This is a genomic window from Spirillospora sp. CA-108201 (assembly GCF_050936235.1).
GTDB lineage: Bacteria > Actinomycetota > Actinomycetes > Streptosporangiales > Streptosporangiaceae > Spirillospora.
Genome location: NZ_JBNJNE010000001.1, coordinates 314,359 through 335,607, shown reverse-complemented (window position 1 = coordinate 335,607; position 21,249 = coordinate 314,359). Strand labels below are relative to the sequence as shown.

Here is a 21,249-nt window from a genome sequence, read left to right as displayed (position 1 = left end):
AATGTGCTGATATCACAAGCATCACCTGCGGACGGGCGAGGTGTCATCACGGCCAACGGCCATCCCGCATGGGGGACAGCAGGTAGTTCCAAGCTTTGGATCGGCCACCGCCAGGGCGACTTCAGGAGTCACCGTTCGTGGTGGTGAGCGGAAGTTCCGCGTACAGGTGGGTCCCGGCAGCGCGCGGGCTGTCAAGAAGGACCCGGCCTCCCAGCGCCTCCACCCGGTCCTTCAAACCCGTGAGACCGGTGCCCCGAGCGAAATCGGCACCCCCCACACCGTCGTCACGGACCGAGATCTGCAAGACGGCGTCCGCGGTGCCGGTTTCGACGGTGACCGCGATGGCCGAGGCATGCGCATGCTTGGCGGCGTTCGCCAGCGCCTCGGCGACGACGTAGTACGCGCTGATCTCGACACGCTGAGGCAGCCCCCCCGCCACGCGTACGTCGAGGTTGACCGGGAGCGGCGAACGGCGAGCGAGCGCACGCACCGCGGCGCCGATGCCGATTTTGGCCAGGCTCGCCGGGTGGATGCCGTGCGCGATCTCACGCAGTTCCTCCTGCGCGCCGGTCGCCTCGGCGACGAGTTCATCGAGGTCTGCGGCGAAGTCGCCGAGTTCTGGGGGTACCGCCGCCTGCGCGGCCCGCAGCCGCAGGGCCAGCGCGATCAACCGCTGCTGGACGCTGTCGTGCAGGTCGCGCTCGATCAGTCGGCGCGCCTGGTCGGAGGCGGTGACGATCCGCGCGCGGGACAGGGTGAGCTCGTTGCGGCTCTCGGCGTTGGCGATGGCGGTCGCGACGAGTTCGGTGAAGTCGGCGAGCCGCTGCTCGGTGTCTTGGGGCAGCCGGACGCGGAGCGATCCGACACCGATCGCGCCCCAGACGCGGCCTTCCACCACGATCGGGCCGGCGACTGCGAAGTCGGGCTCCGCGGGGGTGGACTCTAGCGGGATCGCCGTTTCCGGGCCGTCCACGTCGCGGCGCGCCGCGCGGCCAGTGGCCTGGACCGCCGCCATCGTCGAGGAGGGGCTGAGCTTGCCGCGCAAAGCCCCGTGGGATTGCGAGGTGGCGGCAGAGCATCCCATCAGCGTGGCTTCCCCGTCCGGCTCGAACCGCACGATCGCCGTGTCATCGGTGCCGATGAGCGCCGCGACCTCTTCGGCCACCACCGCGAACACCGACTCCGGCCGGACTCCGCGGGCGACCAGTGTCGCGACCCGCCGCAGGGCGGCCTGCTCGTCGGCGATCCGGCGGAACTCGGCATAAATGTGAGCGTTATCGAGAGAGACGGCGAGCTGGCCGGCGATGAGCTTCACGGCGTCCAGCCGTTCGGTGGTGAAGGCGCCACGCATGAGGCGGTTCTCCAGCAGCAGCACCGCCCGCACCGTGTCACGGCCGAGGATGGGGAGTGCGAGCAGCGAGCAGCGGGTCAGGCCGGAGAAATACGGGTCGCGCGCGAATCGGTCGTCCCCGGTGGCGTCAGCCATGACCAGCGGCTCGCCGGTCCGCTGGGCGTAGCGCAGCACGGACATCGGTATCTCGCCGGTGTCGCCGCTGAGCGGGACCGGGCCGTTGCCGCCAGGGCCCGGCAGGAACCAGCACTGCCGATCATCACTCCACAGCGGCATGTGCACAGCGGTGGATCCGGTCATCGCGCCGAGCACCTGGACCACGCGGGCATGCAGTCGTTCAATGCCGGTTTCGGAGCTCAGTGCCTGCGAGGTGGACAAAATGCCGAGCAGGTCAAGCGTCCCGGTCGTCACAAGCGTCGGCCGGGAAGCGTCGTCCAGTGGCCGCAGGTTCGGGTACGCCCAGTCGAGTTGGCCGACCTTCGCGGTCGCGCCCCATGCCAGGTACTGCCGGCGAGCTTCGGCGAGCAGGGTGTAGCCGGTGTGATCGAGGCCGTGGGCGAGGTAGAAGCGGGCGGCACGTTCGATGATCAGGGCCCGGTGCCAGGGGCGCTGAAGCGGGGCGACCTCGCGCTGGGCGGCGTCGAAGGCGAGGGCTGCGGCGCGGAAGTCGCCGACGGCCCAGGCATGCTCGGCCTCGACCAGCCGCAGCAGGTGCAGGAAGTTCGTCGGCGCGTCCGCGGCGCGAGCGGCCAGCCACCGCGTCACGTCTTCCAACTCGGACAGCAGACCACCGCGCTCACTCCCCTGGCTGTCGCGGGCCTGCCCGGCAAGGGCCAGCCCGCGCAGCAAGCGGTCCAGCGCGCTCGGATACAGGCCCGGCAGCGGCATCGTCGACGCGGTGTGCCGCACCAGGTCGGCCGGCTCGCCGATGATGGCGGCGGCGATCGCGTGGTTGATGTGGGCGTTGAACAGCGCCGGCAGGTTGCCCATGTAGTTCTCGGGCACCACCTCATCGGCCGCGTGGGAGTCCTCGCCGCGAAGCAGACCGGCCAGCCACCTGTAGGTGCCGAGCCACTGGGCGGTCTGCTCGTTGCCGGTACTCCGGAAGAAGGCCAGCCCGGCCTCCACCTCGGCGACGCAGCCGTCCAGCGAGGGCGCGCAGTCCAGCAGGTGTTGCACGCTCGGCTCGTAGGTGTATCCGGCGTTTGCCAGATCGCCTCCCGCGATCAGTCCTTCCCTGGCCCGGCGGGCTGCTTGGACGCCGTTCTCGATCGGCTCGAACCAGCAGCTCATGAAGGCGAAGAGGAAGCGCGCCTGGGAGGTGTCGGGCTCGTAACCCCGCGCCTCGCTCAGTGCCAGTATCCGCCGCGCCGCGCGGTACGCGACGGCGTAGTCGCCGCGCACGTCCACGGCTGTGAAGGCGGCGTGGATCGCGGGACCGATCAGGCTGCGGGTGGAGCCGTGCTCGAGCCAGATACGTAGCGCCTCCAGACTCAACCACGCGTGCATGGCCTGGTCCGCCGCGAAATAGCTCGCTGGTACCAGCGTATTGATCACACGGGTCGCGGTGAGGAGCGTGGGCTCGGTGATGTCCGGCCAGGCCAGTTCGTCGCTGTCGTCGGTGCGGTCCAACCACCGGTACAGATAGCCGAACTGGTGGTCGACCTGCCCGGGGAGCCGGTCCGCGGTCGGAACGGCGATGCCGAGCTCGCGCAGCAACCGCACGCCCAAAGCGATCGCCTCGGTGAGATGAGTCCGGTAGGTCAGGCTCCTGACCTGCACGCATGTCGCGGCGCCACGCTCCAGGGCAGTGCTGGAGAGCTTCTCGATCGTGCGGTACTCCTCATCCGCCTCGTCCAGGGCCCCAAGGCCGTACAGCGCGGCGTGGCGTCCAGTGCGCACCTCGATCAGCATGGCCGTCTCGCCCGGATCGACAAGGTGCAGCGCGGCCGTCAGCAGTGTGTTCACCAGTGCGTACTCCCCGGTCAGGACCGCCTGCTCGGCGGCGCGCCGTAGCAACTCCACCGTCCGGTGCCGCTCCGCGGGGCTTTCGACCGCACCGACCACCGGCAGGTACTGCTCGGCCGCGACCGCGAACAGCTCCGGCACCTCCGCCAGACGCCGCGCCATGGCCAGTTGCAGTGCGCACCGCCGCCGTTGGGACATCCCGTCCAGGACCGCCTCGCGGATCCGGTCATGGCGGAACCGCATCGCCTGCCGAGCCCCGGGCTCCGCCACCAGAACACCGTCGTCGATGGCGGGCGCGAGCGCCCCTTCCACTGCTTCCGCCGACGTGGCGGTGGCGATCTGCACCACGCTCAACTCGGCTCGACCGCCCAGACACGCCATCGCCTCCACCACCCGCTGGGACCGCGCCGGCATGGCCTCGGCCCGCGCCGCCTGGAGCTCGACCACCCCCGACCGGTCCAGCCGGGCGCGTACGGCTGCCTCGTCCCACCGCCACCCGGTGGCTGTCGCCGCCAGAACGCCGTTGCGTCGCAGCACGTTGAGCAGTTCCACCGTCTCGTGTGGATTGCCGGACGTGTACGGACTGATCACCCTTGCCAGCCCCGTCGTCGTGGCCGGGTTCGCATGCAACATCTCCGCGACCAGGGTGATCGTGGAAGGCATCGACAGGTTGCTCAGCCGCAGGTGCCGCACGCCGGGCTGGTCACGCCATCGCGCCAGCGGCGCCGCCAGCGGACTGACGCTCTCCACCTCGTCCTGGCGGTACGCACCCAGGAGCAGGAGGCCCTCGACCGGTTCCTCGCTCAGCATGAGGTCGACGAAGCCGAGCGGCGTACGCCCCGCCCACTGCAGGTCGTCGAGGAACACGACCAGCGGCTGTGCCCGTGAGGCGACCGCGCGCACAAGGTCCACTGCCACTCGCTGCGACCGTGTCTGCGCGGTCAGCGGATCTCCCGGATCGGGAGGAATCCCGAGCAGAGTCGCGAACTCGGGCACCACCGCGGCCAGCAGCCCGGCGTTCGGACCGAGCGCCCGCAGGATCCGCCCGCGGACCTCGGCCAGTTCCTCCGCGGGCTCGGCCAGCAGCAAGCGGCCCAACGCACGGAACGCCTGGTGGACCGCGTCGAACTCCAGGTCTCGCCGGTACTGGTCGAACTTGCCCGCCACGAACCAGCCCTCCCGGCCCGTTACGACCGGCCGCAACTCATCGACGAGCGCAGTCTTACCGACTCCCGGCAGCCCGCCGACGAGCACCCCACGGCACCGGGCCGAAAGCGTCTCCTCGAACGCCGCCTCCAGCGCCGCCAGCTCCGCATCGCGCCCCACCAACCGCGAAGGCGGCAGCAGGCGCAGCGGAAGATCGTGCTCGCCGACCCGCAGCGCCGCGGTCTGACTCGGGCCGGCGCCCCGGAGTCGCTCCAGGTCGTACGCCAGGCCCTCGGCCGTCTGGTATCGGTTGTCCGGTTCCTTCTGCAGCAGATGCATGATGATCGCCGACAGCGGCGCGGGCACGGCCCTGTTCACCTCCGCTGGCGGTTGCGGAACACGAGCCAAATGATCATGCGTGAGCCGTAGCGGATCTCCGGTCCCGAAGGGCGGCCCGCCCGTCGCCAGTTCGTACAGCGTCGCACCCAACGCGTACAGATCGGCACGCTGATCGACCGGCCGACCGGTGCGCCCGGTCTGCTCCGGCGCGAGATACTCCAACGTCCCGACGATCTCGGTGTGATGCGTGAACTCCGGACGAATCTCGGCGAACATCGAGGCCAGGGTGAAGTCGATCAGGGACGGCTCACCGCTGGGAGAGATCATGATGTTCGCCGGCGTGATATCCCGGTGTGTGACTCCCCGCCGGTGCATCCCCGCCACCGCCCGGGCCAGATCCAGCGCCAACCCGATCAGGTCATCGATCGGGAGCGGCTTGGCCATCCCGGCCAGACTCATCCGACCGGCGTCCTCCAGCATGATCGATCCCGGATACCGCGGCGCCTCCATCAGTCGCGCCATGCCGTCGACGCCGCGCAGCCGCTCAAGGAACGTCAACTCACGTCGGAGCCGCCGCTGAGCGTCCGGCCCCAGTGGCTCCTTGCGCACGACAGAGCGCCCGACATGGGTGAGCCTCGTAATACGCGTGCGTTCACTCTCGTGAATCGTTTCGCTCCGAGCAGGTGGAGCCCGACCGTGTTCCCCCATACAAGCCTTCCCTACACGATCAAACAGAGTCTATTCCGCGTCATGCCTGCTCAGAGGACATGCGAGGCATTTGTGAAGGCAGATGCGGACGGAGCCGATGAGCCTTGCCAGGTCACTGTTGCCCGTGTTGTTCCGGCAGGGTTCGGCGGCTTCCCGGGCCGCCTCACCGCCCGACGCGGTTCGCCGGGGTCGGCCGGCTCACGAGCCAGGTGGCTACCGCTGACAGGCACAGCTCCTCGGACTGCGGGTGGCTGAGCTCCGTGCGGAGGAATTCCCTGGCCTCGCTCTGCTTGGGCGGATCGACCGGCCCCAGCAAGCCCTGACGCCGGCCGCATCCACCAGCGCTGCCAACGCAGTGAATCCTGCGGCGGCCGAAAGGCGACCGCGTCCGCTGCGCAACGGTGTGCACGCCGAGCGGCCGCCCGCCCGTCAAAAGCGAATGAAGTGCCCCGGCTTGGATGAAGCCCGGTTTACCTGGCGCCAGTTTCGCTGGTGTGTTGGTCGAACGGGCGTATTCGACCTGGTCACGGGTGCGCCAGGTTTGCCGGTGAGATCAGCTCGGCTTTGAAGGTGCCGTTGAGTGCTTCGGCCATGGCGTCGTCGTAGGAATCGGCGACCGATCCCACCGAAGCGGTCACACCCAGATCGGCCAGACGGGCCAGACACCCTCCCAGGTGCGCACGTAGGTGATGTCGGCCAGCCACAGCTGGTCGGGCCGGTCGGCGACGAATCTCCGGTTGGCCAGGTCCGGCGGCCGCGGCGCCGTCTCATCGGGCACCGTGGTGCGCTGCTTGGTGCCGCGGCGCACGCCCTCCAGGCCGTGCTCGCGCATCAGCCGTTCGACCGCGCACCGCGCCACCTGCACGCCATGGCGGCGCAATTGCCGGTGCGCCCGGCGGGCCCCGTAGACGCCGCTCCTCCCCGCCAGCCAAGATCAAGACTGGTTTGAAGGACTTCACCGAACCCGGGGCACTTCACTCGCGGGTGGCGCAGCAGGCTGTGTGCTTCCGCAGGATGAGGTTGAGGGCGGCGTCGGCGCCAACGATGGCGAGGACGTCCCGGAGCAGGGCGGCGGTCCCCCTGGCCGTGGCCAGAAGAGAATGCCGATCGACCGCGGGGTGCATCGTGCTTGCTACGGTCATCACGGCCTCCGCCGAGGCGCTGGGAGTGCCGATGGTCATCGGACGAGGCGCCGGGCATGGCTTCGGCAACCGAAGACGGACGGCAGGGAGCCGAGGAGATCCGCGGCTCCCTGCCTCCGACCAGACCACGGGTTCAATCGTGGCCGCCGTTCGCCAGTGAGTGGGAGAGTTCGGCGGCAGCCTTGATCACCTGATCGAGGATGGCGTCCGCCCGGGTGTCGTCGATGCGGAACTGCGGACCGGCGACGGACACGGTGGCCATGACCTTGTCGCCCACGGTGATCGGCGCGGCCACCGCGAACACGCCCTCGTCGACCTCGGCCGTGCTCTTCGACCAGCCGCGCTCGGAGATCGCGGGGATCTCCGCCAGGACCGCTTCGCGTTCGGCCTGCGGGGGGCTGGGTTCCAGCCGGTCGAAGTAGCGCACCGCCCAGGCCTCCCCCATTGCGGCCAGCAGGACCTTGGGCCCGGCCCCCCTGTGCAGAGCCATGATCTGCCCCGGCTCAAAAGACAGCTGGATGGTGCGCTCGGTCTGCGCCATCTCCACGCAGGTCGCGTAGTCACCGACCCGGCGGATCACCAGGGCCGCCTCGCCCGTGGCGGTGGACAGGCGCTCGACAAGGGGACGCAGCACCTTGGACGCCTGGAACGCCTGCTCGGCGCCGCGGGCGAGCAGGATCACGCGCGGCGACAGCATGTAGCCCCCGCCGCCCTCCTCCACCAGGTCCATCTCCCGCAGCAGCGACACGAAACGGTACGCGGACGGTACCGAGATGCCGACCGACTGCGCGATCTCCTCAACGCCCAGCACCGGTCGCTTCTCCGAGAACAACAGAAGGATTCGCAGCGCCCGCCTGGCGCTGTCCACGCCATGTGTTCGCTCCCGCCCTTCCGGCACGTTCACCTCACCCTTCTCACTCTGGGATTTGAAATCATTCACGCGGAGTATGTGGCGACCACTCTGTTCTGCTCGATGATGTGGTCGCCGTACGCACTGAGGAATTCCTCCCTCGAAGGCTCGCCCCTGACGGAGGTATCGAGAGCGTACACCCAGAAATAGTAGTGGTGAACGCCGTGCCCGGGCGGCGGTTGCGGGCCGGTGTAGACCTTCTCGCCGACGGAGTTCGGGCCCTCCCGATGCTTCCCGCCCGCCGTCACCGTCGGATTCGCCGGATCTATGTCGTACACCACCCAGTGGGTGAATCCGAGCGGCAGAGGAGCGTCCGGGTCATGCATGATCAGCGCCAGTTCGACGGCTCCTTCGGGAATTCCCGTGATATCGATCTCGGGAGCGGTGTTGCCGTGGTCAGCCGCGTGTGAGTCCGGAAGCCGGTCTCCGGCGCCGAAGCTCCGCGCGGCGAGCGTCAGGTCCTTGATGTTCAGCGGCACTGTCCCTCATTCCTTTATGGTTGTGCTCAGGTGATCGACCATGCGCGCGACCTCGGCCGCGACGGTGTCCGGGGCGACCTCCGGCAGGTAGTGGTCCGCCCTTGGAACCTCGAGGGCGCGTAGGTCGGGCCTCAACTCCCGGGTTGCGGCGAACGCCTCACCGGAGATGATTCTGCTCAGTTGTCCGCGCAGCAGGGTCACCGGAACGGCGATCCCCCGCATCTCCGCGATGAAGTCATGGCGCAGCCCGTTGACCGTGTGCACCATCGCGGCGGGGTCAGCCAGCGGCCTGATCCCCGCCACGGCGGGGGCGTACCCATACCGCGCACGGCGGCGTACGGCGGCGCGGGGCAGTAGGGGGTATCGCCCGTGCAAGTACCGCTCGACCTCCGCCACCGAGGTGAAGACCCGGTCACCGCCGCGTACCCGTTCCTCGAGTTCGTCCAGAACATCGGGCTCCACGTACGGCGTGTAGTCCACGGCCACCACTCCGGCGACCAGGTCAGGCCGGTCGGCGCCCAGCACCACCGCGTTGCGCGCGCCCAGCGAATGGCCGACGACGATCACCGGGCCGCCACAGCGTGCCTCGATCAGCGCTTGCGTGTCGGCACAGTAGTCGGCCGCGTGGTAACCGGCCGCCGGCTTGCCACTGCGGCCGTGGCCGCGTTGGTCCACCGCAAGGGTCCGCATCCGGCGGCCGCAGGCATCGTCGAGCCGGTCGACGACCGCGTCCCATACACCGAGGTTGGCCGTGGTGCCGTGAAGGAGAACGACGGCCGGGCCACGTCCTCGGTCGCGCACGCACAGCTCCACCTCGCCGGCGCGCACCCGTTCCAGCCCCTCGATCATGAATCTCAGACCGGCTTGATCTCGGAGAGCGCCTTGCGGGCGCGGATCAGGCCCGCGACGATGTCGGCCCGCTTGGCGGCGACCTCCCCATCGCCATAGGAGTAGAGGCCGTCCCCGGCCTTCATGCCGAGCCTGCCCTGGGACGTCATCTCGGCGATCAGCGCGGGCACGTCCTGTGCGGTCGACAGGTCGCGGTTCAGGTAGGAGGCCACCGATTGGTAGATGTCGAGACCGGCCATGTCCAGCAGCCTCATCGGGCCGATGACCGACAGCTTGTAGCCGATGCCCCACTTCACGCAGGTGTCGAGGTCCTCGCGGGTGGCCACGCCCTCCTCGATCAGCGAGAGGCACTCGCGCATGATCGCGTACAGCACCCGGTTCTCGATGAACCCCGGAACCTCCTTCTCGACAACGGCCTCGTACCCGAACGCCCGTACGATCGCGACAAGCCGGGTCTCGACGTCCTCCGTCGTCAGGTCCCCTCTGATGACCTCGATCATCGGGATCAGGTGGGGCGGGTTGGACCAGTGCATGCCGATGAACCGCTCGGGCTTCGCCATGGAGACGGCCATGTCCGAGATCGGGATGCCCGAGGTGTTGGTCGCGATGATTACCTCGTCGCCGACCGCTGCCTCGATCTCCCGCAGCACCGTTTTCTTCAGATCGATCTTCTCCGGGACGGCCTCGATGACGAACTCCGTGCCCGCCAGCGCGGTGGACTGCTCGCGCTCGAAGGAGATGGAGCCGCCTGGCGTGACCGGGACGTCGAGTTCGTCGAGGTGCTTTGTGGCACCGGCGCAGACATCCTCCGCACGTACAAGAGCCTCCTCGCTCACATCGTGGAGGCGCACCTGAGATCCGGACCGGGAGAGCAGGGCGGCGATGCCCGGCCCCATGCTGCCCGCTCCGATGACGGTGGTGACCTTGGGAATGTTCATAGGGGTCGACTCCTGTCGCTCAATTGGCCGCTTCGAGACGGTCCAGCTTGCGGTTGAAGTACATCCAGAAGTTGTTCTTGGCCCGCTCGGGGTAAATGATCTTGTACTTGTCGAGCGTCTCCGCCGCGTCCGGGACCTCGTAGGGCAGCCCGGACGCGGCGAGGTCGAGCTGGAACTTCGCCGCCCGTTCCAGGAAGATCCCGGCCAGCGTCGCCTCCTTGATGTTCCGGCCGACGAAGGAGGCACCGTGGTTGGCCTGAAGAACCGCCTCACACGGTCCGAGCGCCCGGGCCAGGGACCTGCCCAACTCCACGGTGGTGATGATGTGGCTGGTCTCGGAGAAGCGTGCGACACCGTGCTCGGCGAACCACACGCCGTGATTGTTGATCAGCTCCAGCTCGGCCGTCGTGGCGCCCACGACCGTCGCGTAGTGGGGGTGGGAGTGCCCGACCACGTTGACCTCGGGTCGAGCGCGCATGATCTCGGCGTGCAGCGGCCACTCCAGATGCCGCAGCCCCTGGCCCTCCAGCACGTTGCCGTCGAAGTCGATGAGGATGTGGTCGGCACCGGTCACCTCTTCCAGGCCGAGGTTGCCGCGCTTGAGCCACAGCCCCCGCCCGAACGGATCCCGGTAGGAGAAGTGGCCCATGGACATGTCGCCGTGGCCCTCCATCTCGATGATCCGATGGGCGCGGGCGAGCTCGTGGAGGACGGACTCGATCGAATCGTCCTGGGAGTAGAGAGCGTCGCTGTACGGCATGTTCGCCTGTCCTTTCACTGGTTCTCCCGAGCGCCGACCTCCGCGACGCGCAACCCGCCGACCCGCTGGTGGACACGTCCGCCGGTGGCCACCGCCACGCAGATGAACAGTTCGTCCGGGCGCGGGGCGTCGCCCGCCGACACCGTCATCGCGTCGTAGTGGGAGCGGACGTAGACCTCGTCCTTGTACGCGAGCGGTATGTCGATGGAGGTCCCGGCGGCGGCCGTCTTGGTCGCCGAGGAGATCCAGGCGGCACCGCCGCCCACCGCCTCCCGAAAGGCGTTCCCGAAGACGGTGGTGACGCAGGCGACGACATGCTCCTGCTCGCCGTTCAGACCGGCGATGCCGCCCTTGCCATAGCTCTCCACAGGGCGCCCGCCCAGCAGTCCCACGGCCCGGCGACCCAACGCCGTTCCCAGTGCCGCGCTCGGCGCGGTGAGCGGCGCGAGGTCCGCGGTGTACGTCCCGGCGAACGGGTTCTTGATCACCACTCCAGCGACGGCTTTGACCAAGGGCTCGCCCGCCGTGGGCCCGTACTCGTGCAGAGTCTCCTCGACCAGGCCCACCCAACGGCGGACCTCGTAGTCGCGCAGCATCGTCTCCTCGGCTCGGTTCATGGTCGTTTCACGCCCCCGCCGTCAACGCGTGCCGGTTGGGGTTGGTCGGGTCGTACAACGCGGTCTCCAGAATCTCGGTGGTGAACTGATTGCCCTTCGACATGTCGCGGGTGGCAGCCATGTCGGCGGACCGCCGCTGGCAGCGGTCGGTGACGGGTCGTTCCAGCCGGCACCACCGGTCCAGCGCGGCCGCCATCTCGTCGTCGCCGCCGCCCGCCTCGGTGGCGGCGACCGCCAGGGTGTAGGCGTTGGACATCGCGCAACCGGCGCCCTGCGCCAGGGCCGGGCACATGGCGTGAGCCGAGTCGCCTATCAGGGCGGCTCGTCCGCGATTCCACTCCTCGACGAAGGTGGTCTGGTAGCCGTAGTAGCGCGGGTCCCGTGCCGTCGCGGCGGCACGAAGCACCGGAGTGAGCTCCGGGTACGCCGACGTCCACAGGTCGAGGTCGATGGGCGTGCGGCTGCCCTGCTCGTCGTCGCGCGGTGCACCCAGCGCGATGTAGAGTTCGCGCTCGTTGCAGGGCACGTACAGGACGCGCAGGTAGCGAGGTTCGAGCTGCCAGAAGTCGATCACGTTGTCCCACTCGCCGGCGCCGAGTTCCTCCCGGTGGCGTGGGACGAGGAACCGTGTGATCCCGTCGCGGGAGCTCCAGCGCTCCTGCTCCAGGCCGATCGATTCCCGCACCGCGGACCGCACGCCGTCCGCGCCGACCACCAGATCGGCCTGCAGCGTGTCTCCTGAAGCGAGCGTGACAGTGCCGCGAGGGTCGGCCGAGGTCACCTCGGAGCCGGTGACGATCTCGGCTCCTGCCCGGCGGGCGGCGTCCAGGAGCGCCTTGTGGAGGTGGGGGCGCGTCATCGTGCGCCAGGGCACGATCCCGCCGAAGTCCTCGTGTGAGACGCTCCTGCCCTGCACTCGGGTCTCGTAGAAAGGCGGGGTCATCGACCCTGACATCGCCTGGTCGTATGCGCCGATCGCCTTGAGGACCTTCAGGCTGTTGTGGAACAGCACGATTCCGGCGCCCTGCTCGCGCAGTTCCCGGCCCTTCTCGTGCACGCGCACCGTCCAGCCGCGCCGGGCCAGGGCGGTCGCCGCGGTGAGGCCGGCGAATCCCGCACCGGAGATCTCCGCGTGCCGCCTCGTCTTTCCAACCGTGATGGTATTCATTACCCCGCTTCCGCTATCGGTTCTTGGCGTTGTACGCGTCCACGAATGCCTGGTCGTAGACGTCCTTGGTGGCCAGTGGTCGACCGGTGAGCACCTTCTGCTTGGCGAGGGTGCCGATCACGTCCTGCCAGCGGGTCTCCTCCATCGCCCCGAGGCCTCGGGCCCGGGTGGCCTCGCTGTTGAACGAATGGGAGATGTCAGCCTGGAGTTGCCGCAGGAACACCGGGGACTTGAGCGCGTTCTCCGGCGAGGTGGCGGCAAGGATCCTGGCCGTCTCCTCGGGGTGCTGCTCGACGTAGGAGAACGCGCGCAGATAGGCGTTGGTGAACCGCTGGACGACCCCGGGGTGTTTCTTGATCATCTCGTCGCTGGCGATCAGTCCGGAGCCGTAGACCTTGTAGCCGGCATCTGAGCCGAGCATGACGCTGAGCTTGTCCGGACCACCGGCGGCCTTCTGGAGCAGTGGCACCTCGGCGTCGATGTAGCAGGGCACGGCGTCGACCTTCTTCCGCATGAGGTAGTTCTCGTACGGCGGCGTGACGGACGCCTGCTTGATGGCCTTGCGGTCGACGCCGTTGGCGGCCAGCAGCGCCTTGTAGAAGATGAAGGTCGAACCGGCCGGGTGGATGCCCACGGTCAGGCCCTTCAGGTCAGCGGCCTTCCCGAGCCGCACCCGGGCCTTCAGCGAGCACATGGCCAGGGGGGAGGACTGGTTGACGACGGCCAGCGCCTTGACCGGAACACCGTGCGATCGCGCGGTCACCAGTGTGGGAAGGTCGGCGAAGCCGAACTGCGCGCGCCCGTTCCCCACTATGCGCACCGCATCGGTCGAGCCGGTGCCCTGCTTGATGTCCGCGACCTTGATGCCCTCTTGCCTGAAGTACCCGAGCCTGTCGGCGACGTAGAAGATCCCGTGGTTGCCTCGAAGCCGGTAGTCGAGCTGGACGGTGACCGTCTCCGGCCGACCGCCGGGTCCGTCGTCGGCGACCGTTCCGCCGCCGCATCCGGCAGCGCCCGCGAGGACCAAGACAGCTGCGGCCGCCATCGTGCCCGGCATCGAGGGGCGCCTCATGTGGTCTCCACCTTGATATGCGGGAACCGACCGCGCAGCGCGAACTCGATCAGCGACATCCCGTAGTAGAGGACAAGCCCGAGCAGCGACACCAGGATGAGCGCGGCGAACATCAGCGGGGTGTCGAGCTGCGTGGACGCGAACTGGATCAAGTAGCCCAGCCCGTCCGCCGCGCCGGCGAACTCCGCGACGACCGCACCGATGACGGCGAGGGTGATCGCGATGCGCATCCCCGCGAAGACGTACGGCAGCGAGGTCGGGAGCTGGATCCGCGTGAGGGTCTGGTTGCGGGTGGCCCCGACCGACCTCATCACCAGGATGAGGTCCTGGTCGACGGCCTTGAGCCCGACGATCGTGTTGAGCGTGACGGGAAAGAAGGCGATGACGACGATCAGCAGCAGCTTGGGGGCGAGCTCGTACCCGAACCACAGAATGAAGATCGGTGCCAGCGCCACTTTCGGCACCACCTGGAAGAGCACGATCAACGGGTAGAGTGCCCGTTCCAGCCACGCGAACCTGACGATCGCGACGGCCAGCAGCACGCCTGCCACGACGCTGAGGACGAACCCGTAGAGGATCTCCTCGAGGGTCACCCAGGTGGCGTCCAGGAGAATGCTCCGAGAGCGGCCCATCTCGCCGAGGAACTCGGTCGGGCCTGAGACGACGTAGTCCGGGATGTCGAAGGCCTCGACGAGGACCTCCCAGAGGACGAGCACGCCGATGAAGACCACGGCGCTGGGCCATGCTCGGAAGAACGCCGAACGAACCGCATTCCACCCCCGCCCCCCGAGCCCGACGACCGTTTTCGCTTCGTACTCCGCTGATATTGCCATTTTCTCCCCTTTCAGACCTTTGCCTTCGGTTCCAGCCGCTCACGCAGCCGGGCCGTGTACTGACTGAAAAGGGGATCGCCATAGACCTCTCGGGTGCGTGGCCGCGGCAACTCGATATCGAGCCTCTCCACGATCCGTCCCGGATTGACGCCCATCACGTGGACCACGTCCGAGAGGAACACCGCCTCCGAGATCGAATGGGTCACGAAGACGATCGTCTTCCCGGTGGCCGCCCAGATCTCGGCCAGCTTCTCGGTCATCTCATCGCGAGTGATCGCGTCGAGCGCGCCGAACGGCTCGTCCATCAGCAGAATGGCCGGATCCATCGCCAGAGCGCGGGCGATGGACACCCGCTGCGCCATACCGCCGGACAGTTCGTGCGGCAGTTTGTCGCGTGCCTCCGCGAGTCCCACCAGGTCAAGCGCCCGGTTGGCCGCCGCGGACACGTCCCCGCCCCGCTCGCCCGAGGCGATCTCCCGGAGCATGCCCGCGTTCTTCAGCGCCGTCTTCCAGGGCAGCAGCGCCGGTCTCTGCGGCACCAGGCCGATCCGCTTCTTCTTGACCGAGGACGCGGCCGGCCGGCCCCCGATGGCCACCTCGCCCCCGGTCGGCTCCAGTATCCCCCCGAGGATCTTGAGTAGCGTGCTCTTCCCACATCCCGACGGCCCGATCAGCGTCACGAAACTTCCGGGCTCGACGTCGATGTCGACACTTCTGAGCACACGCTGCCCTTGTCCGCGACGCGCGAAAAGCATCTCGATGCGCCGCGCGGAAATCCCCATGGATTCCATGAAAGCTCCTCTCCGCACGCCCGGAGCGGGCAGCGGGGGCTCCAGAACACTGCTTATCAGTGTCTGATAACGAGTTATTAGGCAACGTAGACGGGGCTCTCGGAGGTCGTCAACCCCCCGGGCAGAGAAAACTTGCGGCGCAACCAGGGAGCCGCCGGGGCCTCGGCCGCCAGACGAAGACCCTGCCCAGGGGCGCAGGGAAGAGGAGGCCGCGAGAGCCGGGCACGACCTTGCCGAGCCTGTCTCCACGCCCGCGGTCGGCACGGCGGCATCGCGAGAGCACCCCTTGCAACGGGCGGGATCGCATAGTGATCAAGCCCGTCCAACGGCGGTGCCGCACGCAGGCGGATTGTCGGCTCCGGAGCCACACGAGCCTCGCGGCCTGTGCCAGGAACAGCGCGTCGGACCCCAGATGCGACCACGCTCCGGTCAATGGCCCCCACTGGCGCACGGATCGGGCCAGTCCTCACAGCCCAGTGGCCGCTGGCCAACGAGATGGCGGCTGCCCACCTACGCGGGCTCTCGGTGGAACAGGTGCTGGAACGGCTCGACGACCGATTGGAGTCACCAACTGTGCGACCGGCAAACGCAGCGTGTGGGCAAGGATGTCGACCTTCAGCGGGGTTGCGATCTGGCCTCAAGGGCCTGCCCGAGGCGATCGAGGAGATCTGGCCGCGGGCCACCGTCCAGCAATGCGCGGTGCACCTGGTCCACTCCTCACTGCGTTACACGTCCAAGGCGCACTGAGCCTTGGCCTGCTGTACAGCGCCTGTTGCGCCGTACAGCAGACGATCTCGACGCCCGGGTGCTCGCGCAGCCACGCTGCGATGGTGTCGGACCTGCGGTCGGGCAGGACATCGACTCGCCGGCGGGTCTCGGCGTCGATCAGGACGGTGACCTCAAGAGGTCATAACAAGATGCGCATGTGGTGCGACATGGCGTGATGTTCGGGGGTGATCTTCCCTCGGTTCTCCGGTCACGTTTGCGAGGAGACGGTGGCCTGGAGTTGGTGGTGTTGTTCGAACTCTTGTGGTGCCTTCCACCCGAGGGCGGAGTGGCGTCGGGTGCGGTTGTGGAAGCCTTCGATGTACTCGAAGATCGCGTTGGCGAGTTCGAGGCGGGTGTTCCAGCGCCGCCGGTTGAACAGTTCGGTCTGCATCCTGCCCCAGAACGCCTCGGCGACGGCATTGTCGTAGGGGTCGCCGACGGTTCCCAGAGAGTGAAGCAGGCCGGCCTTTCGGGCGGGGTCGGTGAAGGCCCATGAGGTGAACTGGATGCCGTGCTCGCCGCGGGAGTCGATGGCCCAGCCGACGCCCCACCGGGAGAAGGCGTCGATGACCACGCAGCAGTAGATCTTGCCCTCCCGGGTGGGATGTCGGTGATGTCGGTGACCCACAGCTGGTTCGGGAAGTCGCAGCGGCAGCCCGGACAGGCCCTGGCGCCGCATCAGCATGGCCACGGTGTTGCGCCCCACCGTGATCTGGTGGACCTGTACCAGTTCGGCGTGGACGCGCGGTGACCCGTAGGTCTGCCGTGAGGCCTGGTAGACGGTGCCGATCAGATCGGTGAGCCAGGCATGCCTGATCGCCCGCGCCGAGGGAGGCCGGGGGCCGGGCGTCGTGGTATCCCGAGCGGGAGACACCCAGGGCCAGGCAGGACTGCTTGACCGGGACTCCCTCATCGGCGAGCCGGTCACGAGCTCGAACCGCCGTTTTGGGGGCACCACCTCCTCGACCGCGGCCGCCGCCTTGCGAAGGATCTTGACCTCGTTCTCCAGCTCCTGAATCCGTTGGTTGACCGCGGCGAGGGCAGCCGACTCCACCGCTCCGGCGCTGGGGGCTTTGAGTCCCCGCTCGACGAGATCGTGTGAACGCCACCGGTGCAGGCACGACCCGGCGATGCCGAGCGCCGCCGCGACCTCGCGGACGTTCCGCCCGGATTCGACAAGGTCCAGAGCCTTGCTGCGGAACCCGGGCGGATATGGCTTGGGCATGAGGCGGCGGCTCCTTCGATGTCACCAGGCCCGCGGTCTCTCAACAATCGAGTCCGGAGAAGCAGGGGAATATCAGTCTCATCGCCCGGCTCACCGCCGCCGGGCACGCCGATCGGTTGCTCTTGGGCAGTGACCTCGCCCGCCGTTCCCATGGCGATCCTTCGGCGGCGGCCCTGGACTGCCCTACCTGCTCGATTGCTTCGTTCCACGCCTGCACGCGGAAGGGCTCGGCGATGTCGCGACCGCCGCACTGACCGTCACACCGAGCCTTCGCCTTGCGCGGCCATCTCGGCGACGCATCGTCCCCATACTCGCCCGCTCTCCAGTCCGCTGATTCCGAAACAGGGGGCACGTTGCTGGCACCGCTTGGTCAGACGGGCTGGCCGATCGGGCGGATGACCACGGTGTTGACGTCCACTCCGGACGGCTGGCAGACCGCCCACACGATGGATGCGGCGACCTGCTCGGCGGTCAGCATGCCTCCTTCTGGCTTGCCGCCGAGGCTGTTCCAGAAGTCGGTGTCCACCCTTCCGGGCGCGATCAGTGTCACCCCCACGCCCTGCCCGGTCACCGCACGGCGGGTGTTCTCGGCGAGGCCGGTCACGGCCCATTTGGTCGCGCCGTAGAGGTTGCCAGGGGTGTGGATGAAGCCCGCGACGCTGCCCACCAGGACGATCCGGCCGGAAGTCGCCCGCAGTGCCTCGACCGAGGACCGGATGAGCACGGCCGGTCCCAGGACGTTGGTCAGGACCATCTCCCGCCATCGGGTGGGATCGCCGTCGGTGACGCTGTCCGGGGTGGCGGAGCCCGCGTTGGCCACCACCGTGTCAAGCCGTCCGAACGCCTTCAGTGTGGCCTCCACCGCCGCCCGCATCGCATCGGGGTCGGCGGCGTCCGCGGTCAGGCTCAGCAGCGCTTCCGGCCTGCCCCGGCTTTTGGTGAATTCGTCGAGCCGGTCACGATCTCGTCCGGTGATGGCGACCCGATGGCCGCGGTCCAGCAGGAGCCGGGCCGCCGCCGCTCCGATGCCGCTGGAGCCGCCGGTGATGAGTGTGACAAGGGGTTCGGTCATGCGCCGGACACTAGGTCCTAGAGTCGACTCTATGGCAAACCCGCAGGGCCAGGATGTGCCGCGCACCGTCACCTCCCTCAGCATCGGCCAGGTGGCCGAACGCACCGGTCTGAGCGTGCACACCCTGCGCTTCTACGAGAAGGAGGGGCTGTTCGTCGTTCCGGTACGCCGCGTCGCCGGCCACCGGGTCTACGGCAAGAGCGACCTGGAGTGGCTCAATCTCTGCGCCAGACTTCGCGCCTCAGGCATGTCTCTGCCCGCGATCCGCGAGTACGCTGCGCTGGTCCGGGAGGGAACGGCGACCGTGCCCGCGCGGCTGGCCGTTCTGCGTGGCCACCAAGAACGGGTGACCGCGCAGATGGAGGAGCTGCAGCAGTGCCTGGCTCTGATCTCCCGCAAGGTCGCGCTGTACGAAGAGCAGCTCGCCAACGACGGCAGCGATCCGTTGTGGACGGGATCGTGCCTGGCCGAGCACGAGCGACAGGACTATAGGAACTGAGCGCCGCCATGACCACGATCGTCGCTCCATACGGGCGCTGGGAACCTGCATCTCCCGCGCGGGTCGCCTCGCTCTTCTCGGCCATGCCGTGCCCATGGTGGGTGGCCGGCGGTTACGCGATCGAGCTCGCCGTGGGACACCGTGTTCGCGACCACGACGACATCGACGTGATGATGCTGCGCCCAGATCAATCCAACCTGCACGGCGCTCTGCACGACTGGGAGTGCTGGGCGGCCGATCCCCCCGGCGTCTTGTGGCCTTGGGGGCCTGCAGAGATCCTGCCACCAGCGGTCCACGACATCTGGTGCCGCCCGGGGCCGGGCGCACCGTGGGGTATCCAGGTGATGCTCGACGAGACGAGACACGGCGAATGGACGTCGCGCCGCGACACCGGCGTCCACCGTCCCCTGACTGAAATCGGAGAGATCAGCCCAGACGGGATCCCCTATCTCGCACCCGAGATCCAGCTGTACTACAAGGCCGAGCAGCCTCGGCAGAAGGACCAGACCGACTTCCTCGCGGTGCTGCCCTTCCTCACCGTGGAGCGGCGACGTTGGCTGAGCGAAGCACTGTCACGCAGCTTCGGTACGCACCCCTGGCAGGATCAGCTCACCTGACCATTACCGCTAACCGTCGCCGAACTTCGGGCCGCCCGAGTCGGAGCCCTTTGCGGTCGGTCAGTTCGCGGGGTGGGAGATGTCGGAGCGTCTGCGCCGCCAATAGGCAGCGGCTTTATCTTGTTGCCGCAGGCGGTGTCGCACCAACGGCACGCGCCGCCGCGTGAGCGGTCCAGGAGCAGCCGGGTGCGCTCCGGTGCGGCACTTTGCCGGATCAGTTCGCGCTGCGCCCCAAGGAGAACATCCTGTTCCATATCGCCGAGGCGTCGCTGGCGCGCCCGACGATCCGGTCCGTGATGTGGTGTTCTCCGCGGTGAGTGGGGGCGAGCGGACGCTGCGCGGGCTGGTGCATGAGTACCGGACCAAGGGCCCGGTGTACCGGCGGACGGTGCAGACCACGCTGAAGGCCTCCTACACCGGCTATTACCGCAAGGGCCTGATCGAGCTGCTGGAGTTGCTGGAGTTCCGGTCCAACAACTCTGCGCACCGGCCGGTGATCGACGCGCTGGAACTGGTGAAGCGGTACGCCAAGGCCGGGAACACCACCTACTACCCGCTCGGTGAGCGCGCCCCGGCGCATCGCGGCACCGACGGGCAGTAGGCGGACCTGGTGTACCGGGACGACACCCGCGGCCGCCGCCGGGTGGTCCGGATGGTGTACGAGATCGCCGCCTTCTAGGCGCTGCGCGAGCAACTGCGCTGCAAGGAGGTGTGGATAGTGGGTGCTGACCGGTGGCGCAACCCCGATGAGGATCTGTCGACCGATTCGAGTCCCGCCGCACCGAGCACCACGGCGAGCTGCGCAACCGCTGGATCCCGGCGTGTTCATCGACCAGCTCCGCGCGGAGATGGCCGCCCCTGGACGAGCCCGTGGACGATCTGGACCGGGGTCGAGATCGTCGAGCACAGGGCCGGGGCGATCAAGTTCACCGCGCCCGAGGCGGCCCCCGAGCCGCGCAACCTGCAGCGGGTCAAAGCCGAGGTCGGCGGCGCTGGCAGGTGGTGCCCTTGATCGACATGCTCAAGGAGGCCGTGCTGCGCACCGGGTGCCTGCAACCTTCGCCGCCCGCGACAGCACCCTGTGGGGCGCCGGGTCCACTGCGGTGGCCTCCGACTCCACCCACTTCCGGGCCTGGGACCAGAACCTGTTCACCGAATGGCACTCGCGCTACGGCGGCCGCGGCATCCTGGTGTATCGGCACGTGGAGCGCGGCTCGGTGGTGGTGCACTCCCAGACGCTGCGCGCGTCGGCGTCGGAGGTGGCCGCGATGGTGGAAGGCACCGTCTGGCACGGCATCAACAAGCTCCGGCTGTACCGGCCCGCCGCCGGCGACCCGGGCGCCTACCCGAACCTGGCCCCGGCGCTGACCCGGCCGATCAACTGGGACGTCATCGCCAACAACTACGACCAGGTCATCAAGTACGCCACCGCGATCCGCACCCGCACCGCCTCCACCGAAGGATCCTGTCGCGCTTCACCCGCTCGGCCTCCCACCCCGCTTACCAGGCGATGCTGGAGATCGGCCGCGCCCAGCGCACCGCGTTCGTCGCCCGTTACCTGCGTGACCGCGACCTGCAACGCGAGATCGAAGAGGGCCTGAACGTGGTGGATTCCTGGAACGCCGCCAACGCGGTCATCTACTACGGCAAGGGCTGGGAGATCTCCACCAACCGCCGCGAGGAAGTCGAGATGAGCGCGCTGTGCCTGCGGATCCCGCAGGCTGCGCTCGTCTACGTCAACACCCTGATGTTGCAGGATGTCCTGGCCGAACCCGACTGGGCCGACCGGCTCACCCCGGTCGGCCGGCGCGGCCTCACCCTGCTGTTCTGGTCGCATGTGCGGCCTTACGGCGAGGTCCGTCTGGACCTGGGATCACGCCTGGCCATCGGTGCTTGGACCTGACGTGCCCGATCGGCGCAGGCTGGCATCGAGTGGACCAGGAGCAAAGGCGACCCGCTCATCGGCCGCCGGCTGCAGAGTGAAGCCGACGTCGCCG

General features: G+C 68.4%; 18 protein-coding genes and 3 pseudogenes. 5 read left to right on the top strand and 16 right to left on the bottom strand.

What is annotated here, in order from left to right; all coding sequences use genetic code 11:
* Positions 1-121 precede the first annotated feature (121 nt).
* From ACQEU6_RS01585 to ACQEU6_RS01525, 13 genes and pseudogenes are all read right to left on the bottom strand, one after another.
* A complete protein-coding gene (locus tag ACQEU6_RS01585) occupies positions 122-5,512 on the bottom strand; it encodes an AAA family ATPase (RefSeq protein ID WP_499328788.1) in 5,391 nt (1,796 codons plus the stop codon).
* 551 nt (positions 5,513-6,063) lie between these two features.
* Positions 6,064-6,419: pseudogene (locus ACQEU6_RS01580) on the bottom strand (IS3 family transposase); the annotation flags it as partial.
* A gap of 67 nt (positions 6,420-6,486) precedes the next feature.
* Positions 6,487-6,654 (bottom strand): hypothetical protein, encoded by a 168-nt coding sequence (locus tag ACQEU6_RS01575; RefSeq protein WP_499328787.1) that lies wholly within the window; start codon positions 6,652-6,654, stop codon positions 6,487-6,489.
* Positions 6,655-6,787: 133 nt separating this feature from the next.
* Positions 6,788-7,558, bottom strand: a complete 771-nt coding sequence (locus tag ACQEU6_RS01570; protein ID WP_499328786.1) for an IclR family transcriptional regulator — start codon at positions 7,556-7,558, stop codon at positions 6,788-6,790.
* Between the two features lie 32 nt (positions 7,559-7,590).
* Positions 7,591-8,043 (bottom strand): YbhB/YbcL family Raf kinase inhibitor-like protein, encoded by a 453-nt coding sequence (locus tag ACQEU6_RS01565; RefSeq protein ID WP_499328785.1) that lies wholly within the window; start codon positions 8,041-8,043, stop codon positions 7,591-7,593.
* Between the two features lie 6 nt (positions 8,044-8,049).
* Positions 8,050-8,892 carry an alpha/beta fold hydrolase gene (locus ACQEU6_RS01560; protein ID WP_499328784.1) on the bottom strand — a complete coding sequence of 281 codons (843 nt, stop codon included), beginning with the start codon at positions 8,890-8,892 and terminating at the stop codon, positions 8,050-8,052.
* Between the two features lie 5 nt (positions 8,893-8,897).
* Positions 8,898-9,830, bottom strand: coding sequence for a 3-hydroxyacyl-CoA dehydrogenase NAD-binding domain-containing protein (locus ACQEU6_RS01555; RefSeq protein WP_499328783.1), 933 nt, complete (start codon positions 9,828-9,830; stop codon positions 8,898-8,900).
* 19 nt (positions 9,831-9,849) lie between these two features.
* Positions 9,850-10,590, bottom strand: a complete 741-nt coding sequence (locus tag ACQEU6_RS01550; protein ID WP_499328782.1) for a class II aldolase/adducin family protein — start codon at positions 10,588-10,590, stop codon at positions 9,850-9,852.
* A gap of 14 nt (positions 10,591-10,604) precedes the next feature.
* Positions 10,605-11,207: an amino acid synthesis family protein gene (locus ACQEU6_RS01545; RefSeq protein ID WP_499328781.1), complete on the bottom strand. Its 603-nt coding sequence runs from the start codon at positions 11,205-11,207 to the stop codon at positions 10,605-10,607.
* Between the two features lie 7 nt (positions 11,208-11,214).
* On the bottom strand, positions 11,215-12,375 hold the full coding sequence (locus ACQEU6_RS01540) for an FAD-dependent oxidoreductase (protein WP_499328780.1): 1,161 nt from the start codon (positions 12,373-12,375) through the stop codon (positions 11,215-11,217).
* Positions 12,376-12,388: 13 nt separating this feature from the next.
* Positions 12,389-13,447, bottom strand: a complete 1,059-nt coding sequence (locus ACQEU6_RS01535) for an ABC transporter substrate-binding protein (protein WP_499328779.1) — start codon at positions 13,445-13,447, stop codon at positions 12,389-12,391.
* A complete protein-coding gene (locus ACQEU6_RS01530) occupies positions 13,444-14,178 on the bottom strand; it encodes an ABC transporter permease (protein ID WP_499328778.1) in 735 nt (244 codons plus the stop codon). The genes ACQEU6_RS01535 and ACQEU6_RS01530 overlap by 4 nt, the downstream gene beginning before the upstream one ends.
* 113 nt (positions 14,179-14,291) lie before the next feature.
* Positions 14,292-15,071: an ABC transporter ATP-binding protein gene (locus ACQEU6_RS01525; protein ID WP_499328777.1), complete on the bottom strand. Its 780-nt coding sequence runs from the start codon at positions 15,069-15,071 to the stop codon at positions 14,292-14,294.
* Between the two features lie 633 nt (positions 15,072-15,704).
* Between ACQEU6_RS01525 and ACQEU6_RS01520 the strand changes: the two are divergent.
* A pseudogene (locus ACQEU6_RS01520) lies at positions 15,705-15,815 on the top strand (transposase); the annotation flags it as partial.
* 232 nt (positions 15,816-16,047) lie between these two features.
* Here the strand turns inward: ACQEU6_RS01520 and ACQEU6_RS01515 are convergent.
* A complete protein-coding gene (locus ACQEU6_RS01515; protein ID WP_499328776.1) occupies positions 16,048-17,064 on the bottom strand; it encodes an IS3 family transposase in 1,017 nt (338 codons plus the stop codon).
* Between the two features lie 370 nt (positions 17,065-17,434).
* A complete protein-coding gene (locus tag ACQEU6_RS01510; protein ID WP_499328775.1) occupies positions 17,435-18,136 on the bottom strand; it encodes an SDR family oxidoreductase in 702 nt (233 codons plus the stop codon).
* 31 nt (positions 18,137-18,167) lie between these two features.
* On the opposite strand from ACQEU6_RS01510, the gene ACQEU6_RS01505 reads away from it, so the two are divergent.
* Both ACQEU6_RS01505 and ACQEU6_RS01500 read left to right on the top strand, forming a co-directional pair.
* Positions 18,168-18,635, top strand: coding sequence for a MerR family transcriptional regulator (locus ACQEU6_RS01505; RefSeq protein WP_499328774.1), 468 nt, complete (start codon positions 18,168-18,170; stop codon positions 18,633-18,635).
* Between the two features lie 8 nt (positions 18,636-18,643).
* Complete coding sequence (locus ACQEU6_RS01500; protein WP_499328773.1) at positions 18,644-19,252, top strand: nucleotidyltransferase domain-containing protein; 609 nt, start codon at positions 18,644-18,646, stop codon at positions 19,250-19,252.
* Here the strand turns inward: ACQEU6_RS01500 and ACQEU6_RS01495 are convergent.
* Entirely contained in the window at positions 19,240-19,506 is a 267-nt protein-coding gene (locus ACQEU6_RS01495) for a CGNR zinc finger domain-containing protein (RefSeq protein ID WP_499328772.1), read from the bottom strand. The two genes, ACQEU6_RS01500 and ACQEU6_RS01495, sit on opposite strands and share 13 nt — an antisense overlap.
* Positions 19,507-19,565: 59 nt before the next feature.
* Between ACQEU6_RS01495 and ACQEU6_RS01490 the strand changes: the two genes are divergently transcribed.
* The gene (locus tag ACQEU6_RS01490) at positions 19,566-19,853 is read left to right on the top strand and encodes a hypothetical protein (protein WP_499328771.1); all 288 of its coding nucleotides are present in this window, start codon (positions 19,566-19,568) and stop codon (positions 19,851-19,853) included.
* A gap of 288 nt (positions 19,854-20,141) precedes the next feature.
* A pseudogene (locus ACQEU6_RS01485) lies at positions 20,142-21,155 on the top strand (Tn3 family transposase); the annotation flags it as partial.
* Positions 21,156-21,249: the final 94 nt, after the last annotated feature.